At 56.6% G+C, this 20,676-nt stretch carries 18 protein-coding genes; 8 read left to right on the forward strand and 10 right to left on the reverse strand.

Annotation, left to right across the window (positions count from 1 at the left end):
• Window positions 1-149: 149 nt before the first annotated feature.
• The 8 genes from M8010_RS14770 to M8010_RS14805 all read right to left on the reverse strand — a co-directional run bounded on the left by M8010_RS14770 (window position 150) and on the right by M8010_RS14805 (window position 11,572).
• Window positions 150-866 (reverse strand): sensor histidine kinase, encoded by a 717-nt coding sequence (locus tag M8010_RS14770; RefSeq protein ID WP_250092759.1) that lies wholly within the window; start codon window positions 864-866, stop codon window positions 150-152.
• On the reverse strand, window positions 863-2,506 hold the full coding sequence (locus M8010_RS14775; RefSeq protein WP_250092761.1) for a tetratricopeptide repeat-containing response regulator: 1,644 nt from the start codon (window positions 2,504-2,506) through the stop codon (window positions 863-865). Before M8010_RS14775 ends, M8010_RS14770 begins: the two co-directional genes overlap by 4 nt.
• Window positions 2,503-6,021, reverse strand: coding sequence for a hybrid sensor histidine kinase/response regulator (locus tag M8010_RS14780; RefSeq protein WP_250092762.1), 3,519 nt, complete (start codon window positions 6,019-6,021; stop codon window positions 2,503-2,505). The genes M8010_RS14775 and M8010_RS14780 overlap by 4 nt, the downstream gene beginning before the upstream one ends.
• Before the next feature lie 52 nt (window positions 6,022-6,073).
• A complete protein-coding gene (locus M8010_RS14785; RefSeq protein WP_250092764.1) occupies window positions 6,074-6,580 on the reverse strand; it encodes a hypothetical protein in 507 nt (168 codons plus the stop codon).
• 97 nt (window positions 6,581-6,677) lie between these two features.
• A complete protein-coding gene (locus M8010_RS14790) occupies window positions 6,678-8,447 on the reverse strand; it encodes a sodium:solute symporter family protein (protein ID WP_250092766.1) in 1,770 nt (589 codons plus the stop codon).
• A gap of 6 nt (window positions 8,448-8,453) precedes the next feature.
• On the reverse strand, window positions 8,454-8,717 hold the full coding sequence (locus M8010_RS14795; RefSeq protein ID WP_250092768.1) for a DUF4212 domain-containing protein: 264 nt from the start codon (window positions 8,715-8,717) through the stop codon (window positions 8,454-8,456).
• Window positions 8,718-8,924: 207 nt separating this feature from the next.
• Window positions 8,925-9,635 (reverse strand): 3'-5' exonuclease, encoded by a 711-nt coding sequence (locus tag M8010_RS14800; protein ID WP_250092775.1) that lies wholly within the window; start codon window positions 9,633-9,635, stop codon window positions 8,925-8,927.
• 17 nt (window positions 9,636-9,652) lie between these two features.
• Complete coding sequence (locus M8010_RS14805) at window positions 9,653-11,572, reverse strand: putative nucleotidyltransferase substrate binding domain-containing protein (protein WP_250092776.1); 1,920 nt, start codon at window positions 11,570-11,572, stop codon at window positions 9,653-9,655.
• A gap of 183 nt (window positions 11,573-11,755) precedes the next feature.
• Between M8010_RS14805 and smrA the strand changes: the two genes are divergently transcribed.
• The 8 genes from smrA (at window position 11,756) to M8010_RS14845 (ending at window position 18,450) form a co-directional block, all read left to right on the forward strand.
• Window positions 11,756-12,334, forward strand: coding sequence for a DNA endonuclease SmrA (gene smrA, locus M8010_RS14810; RefSeq protein WP_250092779.1), 579 nt, complete (start codon window positions 11,756-11,758; stop codon window positions 12,332-12,334).
• 42 nt (window positions 12,335-12,376) lie between these two features.
• The gene (locus tag M8010_RS14815; RefSeq protein ID WP_250092780.1) at window positions 12,377-12,568 is read left to right on the forward strand and encodes a hypothetical protein; all 192 of its coding nucleotides are present in this window, start codon (window positions 12,377-12,379) and stop codon (window positions 12,566-12,568) included.
• Window positions 12,569-12,639: 71 nt separating this feature from the next.
• Complete coding sequence (locus M8010_RS14820; RefSeq protein WP_250092783.1) at window positions 12,640-13,125, forward strand: (2Fe-2S)-binding protein; 486 nt, start codon at window positions 12,640-12,642, stop codon at window positions 13,123-13,125.
• A 1-nt stretch (window position 13,126) separates the two neighbouring features.
• Window positions 13,127-15,331, forward strand: a complete 2,205-nt coding sequence (locus tag M8010_RS14825) for a xanthine dehydrogenase family protein molybdopterin-binding subunit (RefSeq protein WP_250092790.1) — start codon at window positions 13,127-13,129, stop codon at window positions 15,329-15,331.
• A 147-nt stretch (window positions 15,332-15,478) separates the two neighbouring features.
• Complete coding sequence (locus M8010_RS14830; RefSeq protein ID WP_250092791.1) at window positions 15,479-16,105, forward strand: methylthioribulose 1-phosphate dehydratase; 627 nt, start codon at window positions 15,479-15,481, stop codon at window positions 16,103-16,105.
• A complete protein-coding gene (locus tag M8010_RS14835) occupies window positions 16,102-16,662 on the forward strand; it encodes a 1,2-dihydroxy-3-keto-5-methylthiopentene dioxygenase (RefSeq protein WP_250092793.1) in 561 nt (186 codons plus the stop codon). Before M8010_RS14830 ends, M8010_RS14835 begins: the two co-directional genes overlap by 4 nt.
• Window positions 16,659-17,351: an acireductone synthase gene (mtnC, locus tag M8010_RS14840; protein WP_250092799.1), complete on the forward strand. Its 693-nt coding sequence runs from the start codon at window positions 16,659-16,661 to the stop codon at window positions 17,349-17,351. The genes M8010_RS14835 and mtnC overlap by 4 nt, the downstream gene beginning before the upstream one ends.
• 49 nt (window positions 17,352-17,400) lie before the next feature.
• Window positions 17,401-18,450 (forward strand): DUF3080 family protein, encoded by a 1,050-nt coding sequence (locus tag M8010_RS14845; RefSeq protein WP_250092801.1) that lies wholly within the window; start codon window positions 17,401-17,403, stop codon window positions 18,448-18,450.
• Between the two features lie 13 nt (window positions 18,451-18,463).
• Here M8010_RS14845 and tfpB read toward each other — a convergent pair whose 3' ends face one another.
• Together tfpB and M8010_RS14855 are read right to left on the reverse strand one after the other, a co-directional pair.
• Window positions 18,464-20,266: a type IV pilus assembly ATPase TfpB gene (gene tfpB, locus M8010_RS14850; protein WP_250092803.1), complete on the reverse strand. Its 1,803-nt coding sequence runs from the start codon at window positions 20,264-20,266 to the stop codon at window positions 18,464-18,466.
• A 13-nt stretch (window positions 20,267-20,279) separates the two neighbouring features.
• Window positions 20,280-20,648 (reverse strand): DUF2069 domain-containing protein, encoded by a 369-nt coding sequence (locus tag M8010_RS14855; protein WP_250092804.1) that lies wholly within the window; start codon window positions 20,646-20,648, stop codon window positions 20,280-20,282.
• Window positions 20,649-20,676 lie beyond the last annotated feature (28 nt).

Raw genomic sequence — 20,676 nt, forward strand, 5'->3', positions numbered from 1 at the left:
ACTCAGCCGTGAAACAGACCAGCGCCGATGGTAGTGTGGCTTCTGCCCATGTGAGAGTAGGTCATCGTCAGGCTCTTAATACCGAAAAACCCCGTCAGCAAACGCTGCCGGGGTTTTTTATTGGCGGGTGAAAAGTGGGTCAATGATATTCAGGGCAACCAGATCTCGAACACTCCGCCTCCCAAGCTGCCACCATTGTGAAGCCGAATTGACCCTGTCCGGTCTCCGTCACCGTGCAACTGGGCTACGGACGACGCGAAGAATAAACCCAGGCTTGTGCTCCCGCTCTTGAAATCCAGGGATTTGAATCCCGGTGTGCCGCTGTGTTGCATGCTTTCCGGATACCCATCACCATCATCCTCAACGCCAATCACCAGAAACCCCTGCTGCTCCGACGCCGTCAGTTTGATTCTGGTGCTGGTGTATCGTATGGCGTTGTTAATGGTGTTGTTCAGCACGCCGGTCAGCAAATCCTCATCGAAAAACCCATTCTCGTCATCAGCCTCTATCTCCAGCCCTATTCCCAGACCTTCTAGAAGTGGTGTGTGCCGCGCCATATGCTCAGAAAGGAAGTCGGGGACGAAGTGCTCCTCAATGTGAGCCGAGAGATTATTTTCACCAAGCCGATAGATACCGAGCAGTTGCACCAGATCATTGTGCATGCGCTCAGCCTCGTACTGTAGTGTATTGAAACGTGAGGACTCTCCAATCAACTGGCCCTGTTCCTGGCGTAGTTCGTCGAGAGAATTCAGAAGCATACCGAGGGAGTTCTTCATATCGTGAACGGCTGATGCCAGGACCATGGAGAAATCGATACTTTGCGCTTCCTGGAATTCCACAGGAGTGTCGTGGTTATTGGTGCTCATGACATCATTCCTTTCAGTTTTTTGTCCAGGGACATCAGCCGACGATACTGTCTGTGTTGCTCCGGTAATCCCGAAAGTCTCGAAAGGTAAACGTCGCAGCGCTTCAACAGATCAGGATCGCCTGGTGTTTCCTGATACTGTTTCATCAATACTTGTACCAGGTTGAGGTTGAGTGAGGCGTGAGAAGGGACTATTTCGAGCGCCTGGCTGAACGTGGCGACAGCCTCATCCAGCTTTCCTGCCTCAAATGCCTTTATGCCATCCCGATTAAGGGATCTTGCCTGCAGTTTTTGCCGGAATCCTACCGGCTCATCGAGCAAATTCTCGATCTTATGCAGCAGCGTCGGGTTATCATGGAAACGGTTGGCGAGTGATGCCAGCAGGGACTTTGCTTCCTCGTCCCGGCCTAGTCTGAACAGTGTCTTGGCATAATCCAGGCCGACGTCGGGATCCATCATGTTCGGATCGTCCAACTCCTCGGCGATGCTCTCGATAGCTTTCCGGGCTTCGCCCATGCGTCCCTGACCGACGTGAACCCGTGACTGAACAATGCGGCTCCGGACCTTGATAATATCCTTATCAGCGAAGCGTTTTTCCATGCGACGCAGAATGGTGAGGGCTTCGTCGGCATGAGCCGAACCTTCGTCAGAAGTATCACCTTCGCTAAGATCCGATAGCGACTGCCCCATTGCCAGGTAATGCTCGTAGCTGTCGTGTATAGAGTAGGTGCCGAGAGCGACGGTTTGCCGCCATGCATCTGAGGCTGTTGCCATATCCTGGTTGGATGCGGCGAGTGTTGCAAGATGCTTTTGTCGCAACAGAGCATTCGGAGAATGCTCTGCGGCCTTTTCCAGAATTTGCTGTGCCTGGGTTGGGCGCCCCTGTCTTTCCAGTGCCTCGGCCAGCAGATCGTAGGCTTCCATGTAATCCGGGTGTTTCGCAACCAGATCCTTCAGGGTGATAGCGGCATCATCATAATTCTGGTTGGCTAACAGAATTTTGCCACGGCCCAACCTGGCCCATGACAGGTCCCGCTGCGCCAGCACGTCATCGTAGATTTTCAGAGCATGGCTGAAGTCTCCCACCTGGAAATAGAGATCGGCGAGTGTTTTCGTCAGCCATGTCTTGTAACGGGGTTTTGCCGGAAGCGTCTGCAGACACAGGGAGATGGCTTCAGGAAAGTTTTCGCGGTCGATTTCCCGATTAATGGGAAGCAGGGCATTGCGTTGCGAAATCAGCCCGCTGAGGCGTTTTTCCAACATGGTGCGGTTGATTGGTTTTGTCAGATAGGCGTCGGGCTGGTATTCCCTTGCGCCCATAACCATCTCTTTCGAGGTTTCGGCGGTAACCATCAGGAACAGCGATGATCGTTTCAGAAGTTTCTTGTGTCGCAGCTCCTCCAGAATGTGCTGGCCGTCCTTGCCTTCCCCCAGGTTGTAGTCGCAAAGGACCACATCGACATGATTGTAGGAGCAGTACTGAACAGCAGTGGAGGCATTGGGCAAAAGCTCGATTTTGTCAGCCCCACAGCTGCGTAACATCTGCCTCATGGAAAGACGAAAATTCTCAAAATCATCGACAACGAGAAAACTGAGTTTTGCGAAGGTATTGCCGATAGCATTGTCTGTTGAGACGGTCATGGGCGCTTCTGTTTCAGTAACTTGTTAACCACTGCCCTGAGGGCCGCTGGTTTTACAGGTTTGTAGAGAATCTGATAGCCCCGGTTAATGGCATCTTCCCTGACGTCCGGAGCCATGTAGCCGGTAATGAGTATGCCAGGTATATCATTGGTTGCCTCGTGTCTCAATGAGTCCATGGCGTCAAGACCGTTACGGTTATCATCAAGCTGATAATCCGCCAGTATGATGTCCGGCTCGGTTCCGTTCAGCTTGTCGTGGGCGTCCTCAAGGCTTTCGGCGGTTGTGACGTCACATTGCCAGTTGTCCAGCAGGGCACTCATGCCGTGCAGGATGGCAGGGTCATTGTCGATACACAGCACGTGCAGTCCTCCCAGGCTGGAGACGCGCCGGGATGCGGCTGCCGGCTTGGCAGCATTCTGCTCGGTGTGTTCAGGGGGAGCGACCGGCACAGTTATGCTGAACACACTGCCCAGGCCCTGAACGGAGCGCACATTGACCGGATGGTTGAGCATGCCGCAGATTCGATCGACGATGGCCAGCCCCAATCCCAGACCTTTTTTGTCCCGGCCCTGCTGGAAGCGGCGAAACTCCTCAAAAATATGGGCGAGCTGATCATCCGGGATACCGGGGCCGGTGTCCCAGACCTCAATGCGAATATAGCCTTTGAGACGACGGCACCCGAGCAGGATCTTTCCACTGGGGGTATAGCGGATGGCATTGGAAAGGAAGTTCTGTATCACCCGTCTGAGCAATTTGGAATCAGAGCGAATCCAGGCACTGCTGGGTACGACGTGCAGATCCAGCCCCTGATCTTTGGCGATGGCGGAGAAATCGGTTGCCAGGTGACGCATGATCTCATTGACCGGGAATACACCAATGTCCGGTTCCAGCGCGCCGGCATCGAGTTTGGATATGTCCAGCAGCGTACTGATGATTTCCTCGGCAGCCCCCAGAGAACTGTCAATATGCTCCACCAGTTCGCTCATTTCCGGGTCACGAGCCTTGCCGGCCAGCGCTGATGTGAATAATCGCGCAGCGTTCAGTGGTTGCAGCAGGTCATGACTGGCGGAAGCGAGAAAGCGGGTTTTGCTCTGGTTGGCCTGCTCAGCAACGGATTTGGCCTTGAGCATCTGCTCATTGATGACCTGCAACTCCTGGGTGCGTTCCTTGACCCGTTGTTCCAGATAGATATTGGTTTCCTTCAGCGCCTGTTCGGTGCGGCGCATGGCAGTGATGTCCTGGAATGTGGTTACGTAGCCGCCACCTGGAATCGGGCTGCCGTCAATTCGCAGCACGGTGCCGTCCGGTCGCTGACGCTCGTAGGACATGGCAAGGCCTTCCCGCATCTTGCTGCAACGGTCGGTAATAATCTCGTCGATACGCCTTGCCGGCAGGTTTGCATTGGTCAGGTTGTAGCGCATCAGGTCTTCCACCGGCCGGCCGACCCGGACAAAACCGGCGGGATAGTTGAATTGCTCGAGGTAGCGCTGATTCCATACCACCAGCTGTTGCTGATGATTCACCACCGAAACGCCCAGGCTGATGTTCTCAATAGCGGACTGCAGCAACTCCCGGCTGAAGGTCATGGCCTGGGAGGCTTCATCGACGATACTGACAACGTCCTCAATCTGCATGTCCCGACCGGTCAGGGTCGACTCAAGGACGACCCTGGCCGTTGATGCGCCGATAACTGAAGCCAGCTGACGCTCGATAAACTTCATAAGATGTGATGAAGCCGGGCGGTGAAGGTGCAGGCGGATCGCGTTACGCCGCTCGTAGTTGCGGAAAATGGCTTCCGCCCGCTCCTCTCCCATAAAGCGGTCGGCAATAGCCTGGAGATCCGAGGTAAGGATCTCGCCCTGCCAGCTTTGTTGCTGGGGTGTTTCAGCTTTAGGCTGAGGGTCCTGAAAGAAAGAAGCGATCTGGATTTTTTCACGCACTCGTTGGCGGGTGAGCATGGACAGAACAATGTAGGTGATGCTGTTAATGCCAAGGCTCCAGATGATGCCATGGCTAATCTGGTCCAGCTCGGAGCCGAAAAGGGCCGTCGGCCTGGTCCAATTGATTCCCCAGATACCCTGTTCGATCAGGGTATCACTAAGCCAGCCGGTGGAAGCGAGCGCAGGTAACAGCAGAGTATAGCACCACATCAGGAAGCCCAGCCCAAGCCCCCATACTGCACCGGTGTGATTGCCCCTGCGCCAGAGTATGCCGCCCACCAGGGCGGGACCGAACTGGGCTGCGGCCGCGAAAGAGAGGAGCCCGAACGCCGTCAGGCTGTAATCTTCCCCGGCCATTCGATAGAAACCGTAAGCGGTAAAAAGAACAACGAAAATGGCAACCCTGCGGATGCTTAACAGCAGGTAGCTGAGATCGGAGCGTTTGTTCATGCCCGGCCGGAAAAATTTCAGCAGGGCAGGCATGATGATCTCGTTGCTGACCATGGTGGCGATGGCCACGGAACAGACAATCACCATGGCTGCGGCCGCTGATCCACCCCCCAGGAAGGCCAGTATGGCGAGCCATTGTTCGCCCGCGGCAATGGGCAGGTTGAGAATCAGTATGTCGGGGTCCGAGAACGCGAATTCCGGTGACAGAAGTCCGGCTGCAGCGATGGGCAATACAAAGGCACTGGCAATGATCAGGTAAATAGGCATGGCCCATCGGGCGGTTTCAAAATCCCGGTGATCGGTGTTTTCCACCACCATCACGTGAAACTGGCGTGGCAGGCAAATGATGGCGAGCATGGCCACTAGCGTCTGGGTAATGAAGGCTGGCGCCTCAATGCCATCCGTGGTCAGAGTTCCCATCAGTCCGGCATCACGGACATTGTCCCACAGGTCGCCAAATCCGCCGTAAATGCCATAACTGACAAACAGCCCTACAGCCACGAAAGCAACGATCTTGATGAGTGACTCGAAGGCAACAGCCTGAATCATACCGCGATGGTGTTCTGTGGACTCAAGGTGCCGGGTGCCGAACAGAACAGTGAACACCGCCAGAACGAGGGTGATGTACCACGCAGAGTCGTTCCATGCGGCGGTGCTCAGCTCAGTGTGAGCCGCTCCGGAGTCGGACAGAACGTTGAAGCCCATGGATATGGCTTTTAACTGGAGCGCTATGTAGGGAACGCTGCCGATGAGGGCGAAGATCGCGACCATGGCCGCCAGGGATTGCGATTTACCATACCGGGAGGCAATGAAGTCGGCGATGGAAGTGGTGTTGTTACGTTTACTGATGAAGATAATGCGGCGCAACAGTGGGGCGCCGAACACGAATACCAGCAAGGGCCCCAGGTAGATGGGCAGGAAGCCCAGTCCTTCCTGTGTCGCACGCCCGACAGCACCGTAGAAGGTCCAGGAGGTGAAATAAACCGCGAGGGACAGAGCGTAAACATGGGTCCTGGCCCAACGGCGACGATACAGCCCGGGGTGACGGTCGCCAGCCCAGGCAATGGCAAACAGCAGCGAGATGTAAGTGATCGAAATGAGGACTAACAGCCAGCCACTGAGCATAAACAGGCTTTCCCAGAATACGGTGATCGGACGTCAGGCTCGGAACCGGTACTTACCGGTCGCAGGCAAGTTCCAGTAACCGGTCGTCTTCGGACAAGGTTCGGAGTGCGCTGGTATCCAGGCTTTTTTCGCCCTTCAGGGGCACCAGTTCACTCGTGTCACAGTTTAGCAGATACATTTTCTGGGATACCGCATCGGTATAGGACTGTTCAAACCGATAAAGACTGAAACGGACGATATTCTGATCGGGGTTGTCCTGTACCACGCTATTGGTATCCAGGACGGTAAAGGCGGTCACCTGCGGCACCACATAGGCCCATGGCCGCCAGGGTGCGCCGTACTCCTCGGTGCTGACGACGATGGCTTCTTCAGGAAGCTGTGTCTGTTTGAGTTCAAACCAGGTGTACTCCATGTATATCAGGTAGCCCAGCATACCTGCACCAGCGAACGCGGGAATGATCCACTTGGGGGCCTTCTTGCGGGTGATGGAACGTATACTCAGGGCGATACCGGCAGCGCCAAGACCACAGAATACGGTTGCCACAAAAGTCCAGAACATAAGATTGTTTCCTTGAAAAAAAACGGGCTTCCCCTAAGAGGAAGCCCGTTCAGGTTCAGCCTGTCAGATTCTCATCTGTCATTGGCTGACGTGTTACTTAGTGGTCATAAGATTTGCCGGCACCGCGTGGGTAACGGACGCTTTCGACCAGTTCCTGAATCTCAATGGGCGGCTCTTCGGTCGCGTGAGAGACCGCAAAGGCTACCGCAAAGTTGATGATTGCACCAACCGCACCGAACGACAGCGGGGAAATACCCAGCAGCCAGTTGTCCGGAGTGTTGGCCAGGTTGTTGGTCCCAGGAATGAAGAACCAGCCAAGGAAGATAAAGATGTAGACCAAGGTTGCACCCAGGCCGGCCAACATACCCGAGATGGCGCCAACATTGTTGATGCGCTTGAAGAAGATACCCATCATCAGCGCCGGGAACAGCGAGGCTGCCGCGATACCGAAGGCCAGAGCCACAACCTGCGCGGCGAAACCTGGTGGGTTGGCACCGAGGTAGGTGGCCAGCACTATGGCGACGGCCATGGAGATACGTGCCGCCAGTAGCTCTCCTTTCTCCGATATATCGGGTTTGATGCCGCCCTTGATCAGGTCGTGACTCACCGCGGACGAGATTGCGAGCAACAGACCAGCCGCTGTCGACAATGCCGCTGCGAGACCACCGGCTGCAATCAGGCCGATAACCCAGCCTGGTAGGTTGGCAATTTCAGGGTTGGCCAGTACCAGGATGTCGTTGTTATAGGTGAATTCGTTACCTTCCCAGCCGCGGGCTGCAGCTGCTTCAGCGAACTCGGCATTGCCCTCGTTGTAGAACTGGATTCGACCGTCATTGTTCTTGTCTTCGTACTGGATCAGGCCGGTAACTTCCCACTCCTGAATCCACTGGGGCCGTTGGTCATACTCGATGGCCTGACCATCAACGCCATCCGGATAGATGGTGGTCATCAGGTTCAGCCGAGCCATGGAAGCAACCGCAGGTGCAGTCAGGTACAGCAGGGCGATGAAGACCAGGGCCCAGCCAGCTGACCAGCGCGCATCTGCAACCTTGGGTACGGTGAAGAAGCGGATGATAACGTGTGGAAGACCAGCGGTACCGATCATCAGCGACAGGGTAAACAGAACCATGTTCAGTTTATTGTCCACGTCAGCCGTGTAATCCCGGAACCCCAGTTCGGTAATGACCTGGTCCAGTTTCTCCAGCAGCGGTATGCCAGACTCCACGTGGGTAGAGAACAGACCCAGCGGGGGCAGCGGATTGCCAGTCAGCTGCAGTGAGATAAACACGGCAGGAATGGTGTAGGCAATGATCAGTACGCAGTACTGGGCCACCTGGGTATAGGTGATGCCTTTCATGCCACCGAGTACCGCGTAGATGAAGATCACAATCGCCGCAATGATCAGGCCCATGGTGGAATCTACTTCCAGGAACCGCGAGAAGGCCACACCGGCACCGGCCATCTGGCCGATAACGTAGGTAACCGACGCCACGATCAGACAGGCTACTGCTACAAACCGCGCATTCCTGCTATAGAAGCGGTCGCCGATGAACTCGGGAACCGTGAACTTGCCAAACTTGCGCAGGTAAGGGGCAAGCAGCATGGCCAGCAGTACGTAACCACCGGTCCAGCCCATCAGGAAGGTTGAGTTGGCATAGCCGCCGGCGGCAATCAGGCCCGCCATGGAAATAAAGGATGCCGCGGACATCCAGTCAGCACCGATAGCGGCACCGTTGGTGATTGGATGAACGCCGCCACCCGCGACGTAGAAATCACTGGTGCTACCGGCACGTGCCCAGATGGCGATACCGATATAGAGGGCGAATGAACCGCCTACAAACAACAGGTTGATGACAAATTGACTCATTCGAACTTACTCCTCATGCACGTCGAATTTTTCATCGAGCCGGTTCATACGCCATGCGTAATGAAAAATCAGCGCGATGAAGGTAAGAATCGAACCCTGTTGGGCGAACCAGAACCCGAGGTCTGTTCCGCCGATAGGGATACCGGCGAGCATGGGGCGAAGTAATATCGCAAATCCATAAGATACCAGGGCCCAGACAATCAGGCTCCCGAATATCAGACGAAGATTCGCCTTCCAATAATTCACAGCATCGTAGTCATGACCTGACATAGGATCACTCCTGTCTTGTTGTTGTGGAGGTTGGGTGGGTTTTCCGTGAGGTGTTTTTTGTAGAGAAATTATTATTCATATAGTTCTTCTCCGACTTGTTGTCCCTCCTGACTTTACCCGTCAAGCAATATATAGATATTGGCAAAAGGTCTAATTCTCAGTTATTTGCCCGTGAAAACGTCCATAAATGCGACACTGTTCCTAATATCAGTTTGGCCGATGCATGTTTTTCAGTTGACGGTAATACTTCAGTTTTCCAACAAGGTCCTTTAGCGTGATGAGGTCATTTTTTTGTGCTTTATTGATCACTGCGAGGGTGAGCTCAGCGGTGACCATGGCATCGGCTGCAGCGTGGTGTCGGGCACTGACTTCCAGGCCAAAGAAGTCCGCCCAGTTGTCGAGCCCACGACCCCCGGTTTTTGCGTCAGGGAAAAAGGCGGGAAGCATCTCTGCCACGTCGATCCAGGTGTGAGGTTGAGTGTAACCAAGGATCTGTTTGAGGGTTTTTTCGAGAAATTTCTGGTCGAAGGCGGAATGGTAGGCAAGAATCGGGTCGCCATTCATCCATTCCAGCAGATGCAGCAGCGCGTCTTCCGTTTCGTGGCCCCGGGTCAGGGCTTCCGGGCCGATACCGTGAATAAGGACTGTTTCACTGATGTCCAGTTCGGGACGCCTGAGCACCAAATCAAACTGGTCGCCCAGATCGACGGAATTTTTGTGGATGGCTACGGCGCCGATAGCAATTACTTCGTCCTTGGCTCCGTTGAGGCCAGTGGTTTCAAGATCAAGCACAATCAGCCTGCAATCAGACAGGCGCTGATCGCCGGCCGTCTTCGGGGTTGGCAGGTGTTCACGGTCGGGCCCGCCTGTGCTACCGGCCCTGAGTCGCTCAATCCAGTCTTTGATCTGCTCCAGCATAACGGTTGGCCCGGCGGTCAGAGTTGATAGGTCAGTTCCAGTTTCTGCTGCAATCGCTGGGCCTGGCGGAAGGATTCACGGAGGATCCGCCTGTCCAGCGGATTGAGGTCGTCCGGGTTGATGTAGTTAGACAGGGGCTCATCCCGTTCCAGCATTTCCTGGTGTGCTCTCATGCGGATTGCCTGAATCAGACTGTAGGCCTCCTGCCAGGCATTGGCATCCTTGGGGTCGAAGACTCCTTTCTCGGCCAGCTTGTTCATCCGCTCCAGCGTATTGGCCTCGCCAACACCATTGGCAAGCGCGAATACCCGGACAGCCTCTACGAACGGCGCCAGTCCCTGACGTTTGAGGTCAAGGTTGCGCTTCTTTCCATCCTCCTGCACGTAGCGAAAGTTGCGGAACATGGTTAGTGGGGGCTTGCGGGTGATGGCATTGCCTGCAAGCATTTTCTGAAAAAGTGCATTCTTGCGGATACGTGCGAGAACCTTGTCCAGCAGGAGTTCCAGCGGCTTTGTCGGACCAAATACCGCTCTCATATCGAGAAATATGGACGAATAGACCAGGTTTTGCGGGGTGGATGCATCGATAAACCGGATAAACCAGTCATCCCATTCCTGCCCGCTGAGGCAAAGTTTCGGATTGCTGGCCATGATATTGCCTTTGCACAGGGTAAAGCCGCATTCCGCCAGTTCCTTGTTGATAGTTTCGGCAAAGGGCAGCAGTTTTTCCCGCACCTGGTCCTCTGTCATTCCTTCCGGTGTTTCGAACAGAATGCCATTGTCCTGGTCTGTCAGCAGAGTTTGCTCCTGACGACCCTCACTGCCAAATGTCAGCCACGTAAACGGTATGCCGGGGTCGTTCTTCTTGATGTTGAGTTCCAGCACGCGCCGCACGGTGACATCGTTCAGAGTGGTGATGATCTTCACCACCTGGCCGGAGTCGGCTCCGTGGGCGAGCATGGAGTCTACCAGTCTGGAAACGTCGGTTCTCAGGCTGACCAGAGTCCGGAGATGGCTGGCAGTGCCGATGGTGCGCGCAAGATTGACAAGATCCACCCGTTGCAGTGAGAAGAGGTCTCTTTCTGAAACCATGCCGATCAGGCGGTTTTCATCATCCACCACACAGATATGGGCGAAATGATGCTCGGCCATAAGCATGGCTGCCTCAAAGGCATCAGCCTGAGCTGTCAGGCAACAGGGATCTTTGGTCATCACCTGGCCGATAGGGGTGTCCAGCGGGCCCTTTTCTTCCGCCACCATGGTGCGCAGGTCCCTTAGGGTAAAGATGCCAGTGGGGTGCCGTTCGTCATCCGTTATTACAATACTGCCGACGTTGTTCTCATGCATGCGCGCGACGGCTTTGCGTACCGGAAGATCCGGGGAGCAAACAATGGGATTGCGAATGGCGTAACGCTCCAGTGGAGTGTCCAGCGAATTGCTGGATCCTATGGACGCCATGGCGCCGCTCTGGATTCGCTGGTTCACCTGGTCGAGCAGGCTGCTTACGCCACGAAGACAGAAATCGCGGAAAGGATCACTCTCTGAAAACAGCATTACGAAGGTGTCGTGTTCAATGCTGAGGCAGAAAGTGTCCCCGGAAGCGCGGTGCAGTGTGCGGGTAGGGCGCTCGCCGATCAGGGCGGCCAGCGGAAAACACTCGCCCTGACTGATTTCGAATGTGGTTTCTGTCTCACCGTCCTTGTCACGGGCGCGCTCGCCGCGAATGCGCCCCTGTTTGACGATGTAGAACCGTTTTACCGGGCCGTCTTCAGGCGATAGCACGACATCGTCGTCTGCATAGAACCTCAGGGAGGCGTGTTCTGCAAAATGGGCCAGATGTGAGTCATCCATGTTGGAAAATGGCGAATGCTCACGCAGAAAAGTCATGATGGCACGGGTATTCTGGGGGCGTTCGCTGTCCTGGGGTGAGGCTGTCATAAACGCGCTCCGTTGTCGTTGTTATGAGCCTGAAGTGTAGACCAACAATTGGCCGGCAGGCCCTAAGATTTTTGTCTGATAGCCAATTATTAACACCACAGCGGGTGTAGGCTGAAGGCTCGTCTTTATGATAGGGGAGGCGGGTGGTAAAGTCCCTCCAACCCGACTGCAAGTGATATCGACATGACGACCAAAGATGAGCGCCTGAGCTTTCTGGAGGAGATGAAGGACGTCCGTCGCATCCGGAAGTCCAACAAGGCCGATGTAAAAACTCCAAAGGAGCTGACGCCGGGGCACCTCGAACGGCAGCGGTCAGCCATGGATCAGCCGCTCAAGGACCGTAACCCGCTCACCGCTGATACAGTGGAGCCGCTGACAGCGCACGATGTACTGTGTTGGCAGCGCCCTGGTGTCCAGCACGGGGTGTTTCGTAAATTCCGTCTTGGGCAATATCCCATTGAAGCACGCCTTGACCTGCATCGCATGACCGTTGAGGAAGCTCGCAGGGAGGTATTCGGCTTTGTTTCAGATTGTGTCCGCTACGGGCTGCGGTCCGTGATTATCCTGCACGGAAAGGGTGAGCGGAACCCGGACGGTATCGCCCAGCTCAAGAGCTACATCGCTAAATGGCTACCGGAGCTGGATGATGTGCTGGCGTTCCATTCGGCGCAGAAACGTCACGGCGGCACGGGTGCCGTCTACGTCATGGTTCGCAAGGGAGACCGTGACAAACAACACAACCGTGAAATTCACGGTGCCTGAGCATTATCAGCCAATACCGATGAAATCGGTCCGGAGGTAAGAGTGAAGCAATTAATGTTGGTACTTTTCGTGGTAGCAGCCCTGGCCGGATGCAAGGACCGAGTTATCTGGAACGATAATGGCAAGGTCGAAGAGGCGACAACGGACCGTGAGGTCTGGGACTCCGAGGGTAAAATGCCGAGCGGCGAACGAAAGATCTGGACCGACAAGGACGGTGAAGACGTCGTCAAGTAAGGCCGTTCCGGCTGAAGCAACAATAAAAACTCAGCCGGGGCCGTGGCTCCGGTCTACCTGGGAGAGTATTCATGGCCGTGCGCCTGACTGTGAATGGCGAAAAACGAACCGTTGAGGTTGAAAGCGACACCCCCCTGTTATGGGTCGTTCGCGACGAACTTGGGCTTAAAGGAACCAAATTCGGGTGCGGCAAAGGGCTTTGCGGTGCCTGTACCGTGCATTTGAATGGACAGCCAGTGCGCTCCTGTTCCACGCCGGTGGAAATGGCCGAAGGTGGAGATGTGATCACTATCGAAGGCCTGACAACTGATGGCGATTTGCATCCCCTGCAACTGGCCTGGGTGGAACACGGAGTTCCCCAATGCGGCTATTGCCAGTCAGGCCAGATCATGAGTGCTGCTCACCTGTTGCAGCACAATCAGTCGCCCTCCCGTGAGGACATTGTAGCTGCGGTGAGCGGTAATCTGTGCCGTTGCGGCACTTATTCACGCATTGTAGCTGCTGTTGAATCCGTGGTCGAAAACCGTGCCGCCCAGTCCAGTCAGGGAGAGGCCTGATATGACCATGAATCGACGCGATTTCCTTAAAGTGACTGCCGGCACCTCTGGCGGGCTGGTAATCTCGCTGTCACTGCCGGGCTGTGCCGGAATACAGACCGGATATGACGAAAAAAGCGGCGACTGGAAACCCGACGCCTGGCTGGAGCTGACTGCCGATGATCAGGTCTATTTCACCCTGGCCCGGGTAGAGATGGGGCAGGGAACCTACACCGGCCTGACCACGCTGATTGCTGAAGAACTGGAGGTGGCACCTGCCGGCATCAAACCCAGGTTTGCTCCGGTCGCTTCCGAGTACCGCAACCCTCTCTACAAGCTGCAACTGACAGGCGGAAGTATCAGTGTAGCGACCAGTTGGCAGCCATTGCGCGTTGCCGGGGCCTCTGCCCGGATCATGCTGATCAATGCCGCAGCCAGTGTCTGGGAAGTCAGCCCCGGCGATTGCCGGGCAGCTGAAGGTCGGGTGATGCACCCGAATGGCAACGACAGCCTGTCCTATGGCCGGTTGGTGGAGTTGGCGGCGAAACAGAAAGTCCCGGATGAACCCGCTCTGAAACCCCGCAGCGAATGGAAATACATCGGCAAGAACCGGGGTCGCCTGGATGCCGAAGCCAAGTCAACCGGCGCGCCGATCTACGGCATTGATGTGGAGCTGGAAGGCATGGTGTTCGCGGTGGTTACCCGCCCGCCCCGCTATGGCGCTCGCGTGCGGTCTTTCGACGATTCCGAAGCCCGCAAATTGCCCGGTGTACTGGACGTCTTCCAGATTGAACGGGGCGTTGCGGTGGTCGCCGACAAATACTGGCGGGCTCGCAAAGCTCAGGACGCGGTGACCATTGAATGGGATAACAGTGAAGCCCTCAGCGTGTCTAACGACCAGGTTTTTGATTCCTATCATCAGGCGGCCGATGAGGACCCGGGTGAAAGTGAGCGTAGGGAGGGCGACTACAACGATGCGGTTGAGAGAGCCGAACGCCTGGTGGAAGCCAGTTACGAGCAGCCCTACCTTGCCCACGCCACGCTGGAGCCAATGAACGCAACGGCCTGGTACCGGGATAGCGGGATTGAAGTCTGGGCACCGACCCAGGCGCCGGATCTTGGCCGTATCGCGGCAGCCCGCGTGACCGATCTGTCACCGGACAATGTCACCATTCATACCACGTTTCTGGGCGGAGGTTTCGGGCGCCGCCTGACCAATGATTACATCGAGGAAGCTTCAGCCGTTGCCTTCCGGATGCGCAAGCCGGTCAAGCTGATCTGGTCGCGGGAGGAGGATACCCGTCATGACCTTTACCGCCCGGCCATGCTGCACCGGATGCAGGCCAGTGTCAGCGGCGACACGGTTACCGGCTGGCATCACCAGATCGTGGGACCACAGATACTGGACTGGTACGTGCGCAATGCCGCTCCTGCGCAGTATCCCTGGGCACCAAAGTTCCTCTACAACACCCTGGGCCGGGTAGGTCTGATGGCCGAGGGCATCGCCACACCAAAGGACCATTCCGCGATTGAGGGAGCCATCGAGTATCCATACCGGGTGCCCAATCTTGATATCCGCCATACTCACACGGATCCCGGCGTACCGGTCAGTTGGTGGCGGTCGGTGGGCTTCTCCCACAACGGCTTTGCCGTGGAAACCTTCATGGATGAGCTTGCCAGTGAGCTGGGCCAGGATCCGTACCGGTTCCGGCGCTCGCTGATTGACCATGAACCCAGGCACTTGCAGGTGCTGGACCGTGCTATCGCGCTGTCACAGTGGGGCAAACCAGTAGCGGAAGGACGGGCCCGTGGTCTGGCTCTGTACCGGAGTTTCGGCACCTATGTGGCCCAGGTCGTGGAGGCCAGTGTCGAGGCCGGGGAAATCCGGGTACACAAAGTGGCCTGTGCTGTTGATTGTGGCCAGGTAGTCAATCCGGATATTGTGCGTGACCAGATCGAGGGAGGTGTAATCTTCGGTCTCACGGCAGCGCTTTATGGCGATATAACCTTTGAAGAAGGCCAGGTTAAGCAGAGTAATTTCCACGATTACCCGCTAATGCGGCATGATCAGCGCCCGGAAGTCATGGTCGACATTGTTGACAGCGAAGAGGCCCCGACCGGCGTGGGGGAGCCCGGTGTACCGCCGGTGATCCCGGCACTGGGCAATGCCTTGTTTGCACTGTCCGGCAAGCGTCAGCGCAAACTGCCGCTGAAAGCTCAGGTGTAATCTGCCGGATGGCCAAGGGCGCTCACGAATCTGTTTTCAGCGATGTCCGGACCTGATTGCCGTTCGTCACCATTTGCGGGTGGCCCGCCCATCCTTATAATGGACACTATCAAGCGCTGAACCGGCGTGTCTGTTCCGAGGTGCCTTTTGTTTGACGTAACCAGCTACGCCATTGCCGCGCAATCAATTATAGAGGCCGGCCACTTTCTTTACGGCCAGGGCTGGTCCCCGGCTACCAGCAGTAACTATTCGGCGCGGATCGACGATGAACATATTGCCGTTACCGTCTCCGGTCGCCATAAAGGTCAGCTGGTTGCCGGCGACGTGATGGTGGTGGATCTGTCAGGGAAGGCTGTTCAGAGCAATGCCCGCTCATCCGCTGAAACCGGGTTGCATACCGTTCTGTACCAGACTTTCCCGGAGGTGGGTGCGGTTCTGCATACCCACTCGGTCAAGGCAACCGTGCTGAGCCGCCTGCTGCCACCGGGAGAGCCGCTGACACTGCGGGGCTATGAGTTACAGAAAGCCTTTTCAGGTATAGATACACACGAATCGGAGCTGACGATACCGGTTTTCGACAACACCCAGGACATTCCCGCGCTGGCCCGGCAAACTGGGGAATGGTTCCAACAGCATCCGGAACAACCCGGCTACCTGATCCGCGGGCATGGTCTTTATACCTGGGGCAGGACCATGGCAGACTGCCTGCGCCATGTTGAAGCCTTTGAATTTCTTTTTGAATGCGAGCTTGAAACCATGAGGGTCCGCCGATGACTACCTTGAGTATTTTTGACCAGAGTGCGCCCGAATCCCCACGCGTTGTCACCGAAGATGCCGGAAAAATTGCCAACTTGCTGGCGGAACACGGTGTGCGCTTTGAGCAGTGGGCCACCAGGGACCTGCCCGCAGATGCATCATCGGACGACATTCTCGGGGCCTACTCAGGAGAGATTCAGGCGCTCAAGGATGAATGCGGCTTCCAGGCGGCCGATGTTATCAGCCTGAATCCGGACAACCCCCAGAAGGATGCCTTCCGCAAGAAGTTTCTTGACGAACATGTGCACAGCGAGGATGAGGTGCGCTTCTTCGTCCGTGGCCAGGGTCTGTTCTACCTGCACTTCGGTGATCAGGTGTACGCCGTGATGTGCCAGAAGAATGACCTCATCAGCGTGCCGGACGGTACCCGCCACTGGTTCGATATGGGTCCGGAACCTGCGTTTACGTGCATCCGCCTGTTCACCAACCCGGAAGGCTGGGTCGCGGACTTTACCGGTGAAGACATTGCCAGCCGGTTGCCGCGCTATGAACGCCTTGCAGGAGCAGCAGGATGATCCGCGTTGTGCTGACAGACATCGAAGGCACCACCAGTTCGATTTCTTTCGTTCACGATGTATTGTTTCCGTACTCCGCGACGCATATGGCGGATTTTGTGCGGGAAGCGGAAGCTGACAGTACGGAAGTGCGGGAGCAACTGGACGCCGTGGCACAGACGTCTGGCGTTGCCCGGGATGATGTTGAGGGGCTGATCGGCGTACTGGAGACCTGGATTCGCGAAGACCGCAAGGAGACGTCGCTGAAGACGCTACAGGGCATGCTCTGGGAGCAGGGTTATCAGCAGGGGGCTTTCCGGGGCCACGTGTATGAAGATGCGGCCGAATACCTTCAGCGCTGGCATGATCGCGGCTTGCGTCTGTTCGTATATTCTTCCGGTTCTGTGAAGGCACAGAAGCTGATATTCGGATTCAGCGAAGCAGGGGACCTGACGCCATTCTTCTCCGGCTACTTTGATACCCGTGTCGGCGGCAAGAGAGAGCCTCAGTCCTACAAAAACATTCTGGATCAGCTCGGGGTGGAGCCGCAGACAGTGCTGTTTCTCTCCGATGTGGAAGCTGAGTTGCAGGCCGCTGACAGCGCTGGACTGCGGACGATCTGGTTGATTCGGGAAGGGGATCTGCCGGAAACGAAATGGGCGGTGGCCAGGGATTTTACCGACGTCGACCGGTTTCTTCTGCAACGCTGATCCGCTCTATGTGCCTTCTTCTCTGAATACCACCTGAGCAGGAGGCCCCGTGCCTGACATCCGCAAACTGATAGCGCCTTTTCTTTGCATCTACCTGACGGGTTGTGCCCCGGACTCCGATGTGCCGGAGATGATGGATGATTATGTGGCGCAGGTGGCCGAAGCTCTGGAGCTCAGCCCCGAATTCTCTGAAATTCGCCCGGTTGCACAGATACCCCGCCGGCGTGACCGGGTCCTTGAAATGCCTGATCTGGACATGGGCATGCTGGATTTCTTCTCCCTCTATGGCTGCGAACTGCAATATGTGGTTGGCGAGAGGAACTCGATTATGGGCAAGGTGATGCAACCCCTGAATCGATTGCGGTACGAAGCCCGTTTTATACGTGCGGCCGAAGACTGTCTGCCGAAAACGGAACGGGAGGGTATGAAGGAAACGCTGGAAGAGGCCATTGAAAGTAAAGCTGAAACACTTCATGTGGCCGTGTGGAATGCAACCTGGGGCGTGGAGGAAGTAGAGCGGCTCTTCACCCGTTCTGAGGGGTATTATCCCGGGGAGTCTGATGAGACTCCGGTTGCTGCGCTGGCTGCCGACGTCGAACGCCTGAACCGGACGGTGGCGGGCCTGCTGGGTGGCAATTCAGATGAATCCCTTGATTACATCGGTGAGGTACACCAGCGCTGGCAGGCTGAGCACCGGGCGGGCCAGTTGATGAACAGTGTTCGGCTGCTGACTACGCGCCTTGATGACGCGTCGTCACTGCTGGCGGCGAGAGCTGAAAGCGCCACATTGTGCCCGAGCGGTGAGCCAGAAGATGCCCCCGCCGGACTCCTGAATGCCTACGCGGATGGTTTCGAGGGACGCGTGAAGAGCTATCTGGCAGGTATTGGCCAGGCCCGGAAGACGCTGGCAAAGCCTCTGGATAAACTCGCGATCCTGCAAGCGGATACCATGCCAGACGCTTTCCGCGACTGGTACGGGGAAAATCTTGACACAGACGGTGCCCGGAGCCTCTGGGGGCAGCTGGACCAGGCTGTCGAGACTCATACCCGGCAGTGGCAACAGGTCTTCGACCAGTGCGGCCTGTCACCGCAAGCATAAAAGCCGGGGCTGATCAGCGCTGGCTTTCCGGGGTAACCCGGAGGATCTCCTCGACAGTGGTGGAGCCGGCTGACACTTTCTGCGCACCGCTGAGCCGCAACGACTTCATGCCATCCTTGTAGGCATCCACTCGCAATTGCTCCAGTTCGCATTGCTCGGTGATCTGTCGGATCAGGTTGCCGGAGAGCTGCATGATTTCGTACACCCCCGCGCGGCCGTAGTAGCCGGTGTTCCGGCATTCCAGACAGCCAACCGGATGATAGACCTGTTTCGGCGTTGTTGCTTTCCAGGGGCGGGTCAGGCTCTGCCAGGCCTGTTCGTCCACAGGGCCGGGTTCCTTGCAGTGAGGGCAGAGGGTTCTGGCCAGCCGCTGTGCCATCACGCCCAGTACCGTGGCGCGAATGAGGTAGGGAGGAATGCCCAGTTCCATCAGCCGGGTAATGGCGCTGGGGGCGTCGTTGGTGTGCAGGGTGGACAGCACCAGGTGCCCGGTCAGCGCGGCTTGTACCGCCATTTCGGCGGTCTCCAGGTCGCGGATCTCGCCAATCATGATGATGTCCGGATCCTGCCGCAGCAAGGCCCGCACCCCGGAGGCGAAGGTCAGCTCGATATTGGTCTGCACCTGCATCTGGTTGAAGGCCGGCTCCACCATCTCGATCGGGTCCTCAATGGTGCAGATGTTCACTTCTGGGGTGGCCAGTTGCTTGAGGGTGGAATACAGGGTTGTGGTCTTGCCGGAACCGGTAGGCCCGGTGACCAGCACGATGCCATGGGGGCGATCGGTAATACCCTGCCAGCGTTCCCGGTCTTCCTTTGAAAAGCCCAGTTGCTCGTAGGATTTCAGCAACACTTCGGGGTCAAAGATCCGCATTACCATTTTCTCGCCAAAAGCGGTGGGCATGGTGGCCAACCGCAGCTCTACTTCGCTGTTATCCGGCTTTCGGGTTTTGATGCGGCCATCCTGGGGTCGGCGCTTCTCTGCCACGTTCAGTCGGCCGAGAATTTTCAGGCGGCTGGTTACCGCCATGCCCACCTGATCCGGAAATTCGTAGACGTTATGCAGCACGCCGTCGATGCGGAAGCGCACCTGAGTGACGTTGCGCCGGGGCTCGATGTGAATATCAGACGCACGCTGGTCAAAGGCGTATTGCAGCAGCCAGTCGACGATCTTGACCACGTGCTGGTCGTTGGCATCCGGGCTTTCACTGGCGCCCAGATCCAGTAGCTGTTCGAAGTTCTGGGCACCCGCGGGGTTCGCAGATTTGTTGCCACCGGCCTTGCTGACTGAACTGGCCAGTTGATAGAACTCGACGGTATACCGGCGAATATCTTCGGGGTTAGCCACCACCCGACGAATGTCCTTGCGGAGGGCTTGGCGCAAGTTGCCTTCCCAGTCACTCTTGAAGGGCTCGGGACTTGCAATCAGCACTTCATCCTCGCCGATTTCAACCGCAAGAATGCCGTGCCGCTGGGCAAACGCGTAGGACATTACCCGGGCAATGGCCGGGGTGTCTATCTTCAGGGGGTCGATGTGGTAATAGGGCTGTTCTGCCCAGTCTGCGAGCCAGTTGGTCAGCTTGTCCAGGTCCAGCGTGCGGCCTGTCTTCTGGCTTTCCAGTCCGGCCTTGGCCACCAGTTCCAGCGGGTGGCGCTGGCTGGCGGGCCCGCCGGTGCCGGTCTGGATACCTATATTGGCAGACAGGACCCGCTCTGCGTCTTCCTGCTTGATCTCACCACTGGTTACCAGGGCGGTACAGATGTCCCTCAGGGTGAGGGTGCTTCTGTGGGGCGCTGGTGGATGAGTACTGTCGGCCATGGTGCGTTTCCTGTCAGGTTTCTGAAACCGGTTGTGGACGATTCACCTTAAGGTGGACCATGGCCACTGTAAACAACAGGAAAGTGAGCACCGTCAGTATGATCGGGGCGATTGCACCCTCGCTGAGCCAGGCGGACACAACGTGGCGGGTAAAGTAGAAAATAACCACAAAACTCAGCCATATGTAACCGCGGTTGTGGCCGCGAAACACGGGCACCGCAAAAACCAGGAGCGGGATCAGTTTGATGCTGAGCATTAGGGTGACCGAGACACCCTCAGTCTGTACCGGATAAAACGTTGTAACGACCAGCGTCACCAGGGTCGCAAGATAGAGCGCAATGGTCAGTCGGGCCGTGAAGCGTGCTTTCGGATTGTGAAGCATTCGGGATTCCGTTTTGAGTAATGGGCTG

This window comes from Marinobacter sp. ATCH36, assembly GCF_023555055.1.
Classification (GTDB): Bacteria; Pseudomonadota; Gammaproteobacteria; order Pseudomonadales; family Oleiphilaceae; genus Marinobacter.

Bases quoted from the DNA above. Each gene is read 5' to 3' on its own strand.
- M8010_RS14770 (WP_250092759.1), bottom strand. From the start codon at position 866: ATGAGCACCAATAACCACGACACTCCTGTGGAATTCCAGGAAGCGCAA.
- M8010_RS14775 (WP_250092761.1), bottom strand. From the start codon at position 2,506: ATGACCGTCTCAACAGACAATGCTATCGGCAATACCTTCGCAAAACTC.
- M8010_RS14780 (WP_250092762.1), bottom strand. From the start codon at position 6,021: ATGCTCAGTGGCTGGCTGTTAGTCCTCATTTCGATCACTTACATCTCG.
- M8010_RS14785 (WP_250092764.1), bottom strand. From the start codon at position 6,580: ATGTTCTGGACTTTTGTGGCAACCGTATTCTGTGGTCTTGGCGCTGCC.
- M8010_RS14790 (WP_250092766.1), bottom strand. From the start codon at position 8,447: ATGAGTCAATTTGTCATCAACCTGTTGTTTGTAGGCGGTTCATTCGCC.
- M8010_RS14795 (WP_250092768.1), bottom strand. From the start codon at position 8,717: ATGTCAGGTCATGACTACGATGCTGTGAATTATTGGAAGGCGAATCTT.
- M8010_RS14800 (WP_250092775.1), bottom strand. From the start codon at position 9,635: ATGCTGGAGCAGATCAAAGACTGGATTGAGCGACTCAGGGCCGGTAGC.
- M8010_RS14805 (WP_250092776.1), bottom strand. From the start codon at position 11,572: ATGACAGCCTCACCCCAGGACAGCGAACGCCCCCAGAATACCCGTGCC.
- smrA (WP_250092779.1), top strand. From the start codon at position 11,756: ATGACGACCAAAGATGAGCGCCTGAGCTTTCTGGAGGAGATGAAGGAC.
- M8010_RS14820 (WP_250092783.1), top strand. From the start codon at position 12,640: ATGGCCGTGCGCCTGACTGTGAATGGCGAAAAACGAACCGTTGAGGTT.
- M8010_RS14825 (WP_250092790.1), top strand. From the start codon at position 13,127: ATGACCATGAATCGACGCGATTTCCTTAAAGTGACTGCCGGCACCTCT.
- M8010_RS14835 (WP_250092793.1), top strand. From the start codon at position 16,102: ATGACTACCTTGAGTATTTTTGACCAGAGTGCGCCCGAATCCCCACGC.
- mtnC (WP_250092799.1), top strand. From the start codon at position 16,659: ATGATCCGCGTTGTGCTGACAGACATCGAAGGCACCACCAGTTCGATT.
- tfpB (WP_250092803.1), bottom strand. From the start codon at position 20,266: ATGGCCGACAGTACTCATCCACCAGCGCCCCACAGAAGCACCCTCACC.
- M8010_RS14855 (WP_250092804.1), bottom strand. From the start codon at position 20,648: ATGCTTCACAATCCGAAAGCACGCTTCACGGCCCGACTGACCATTGCG.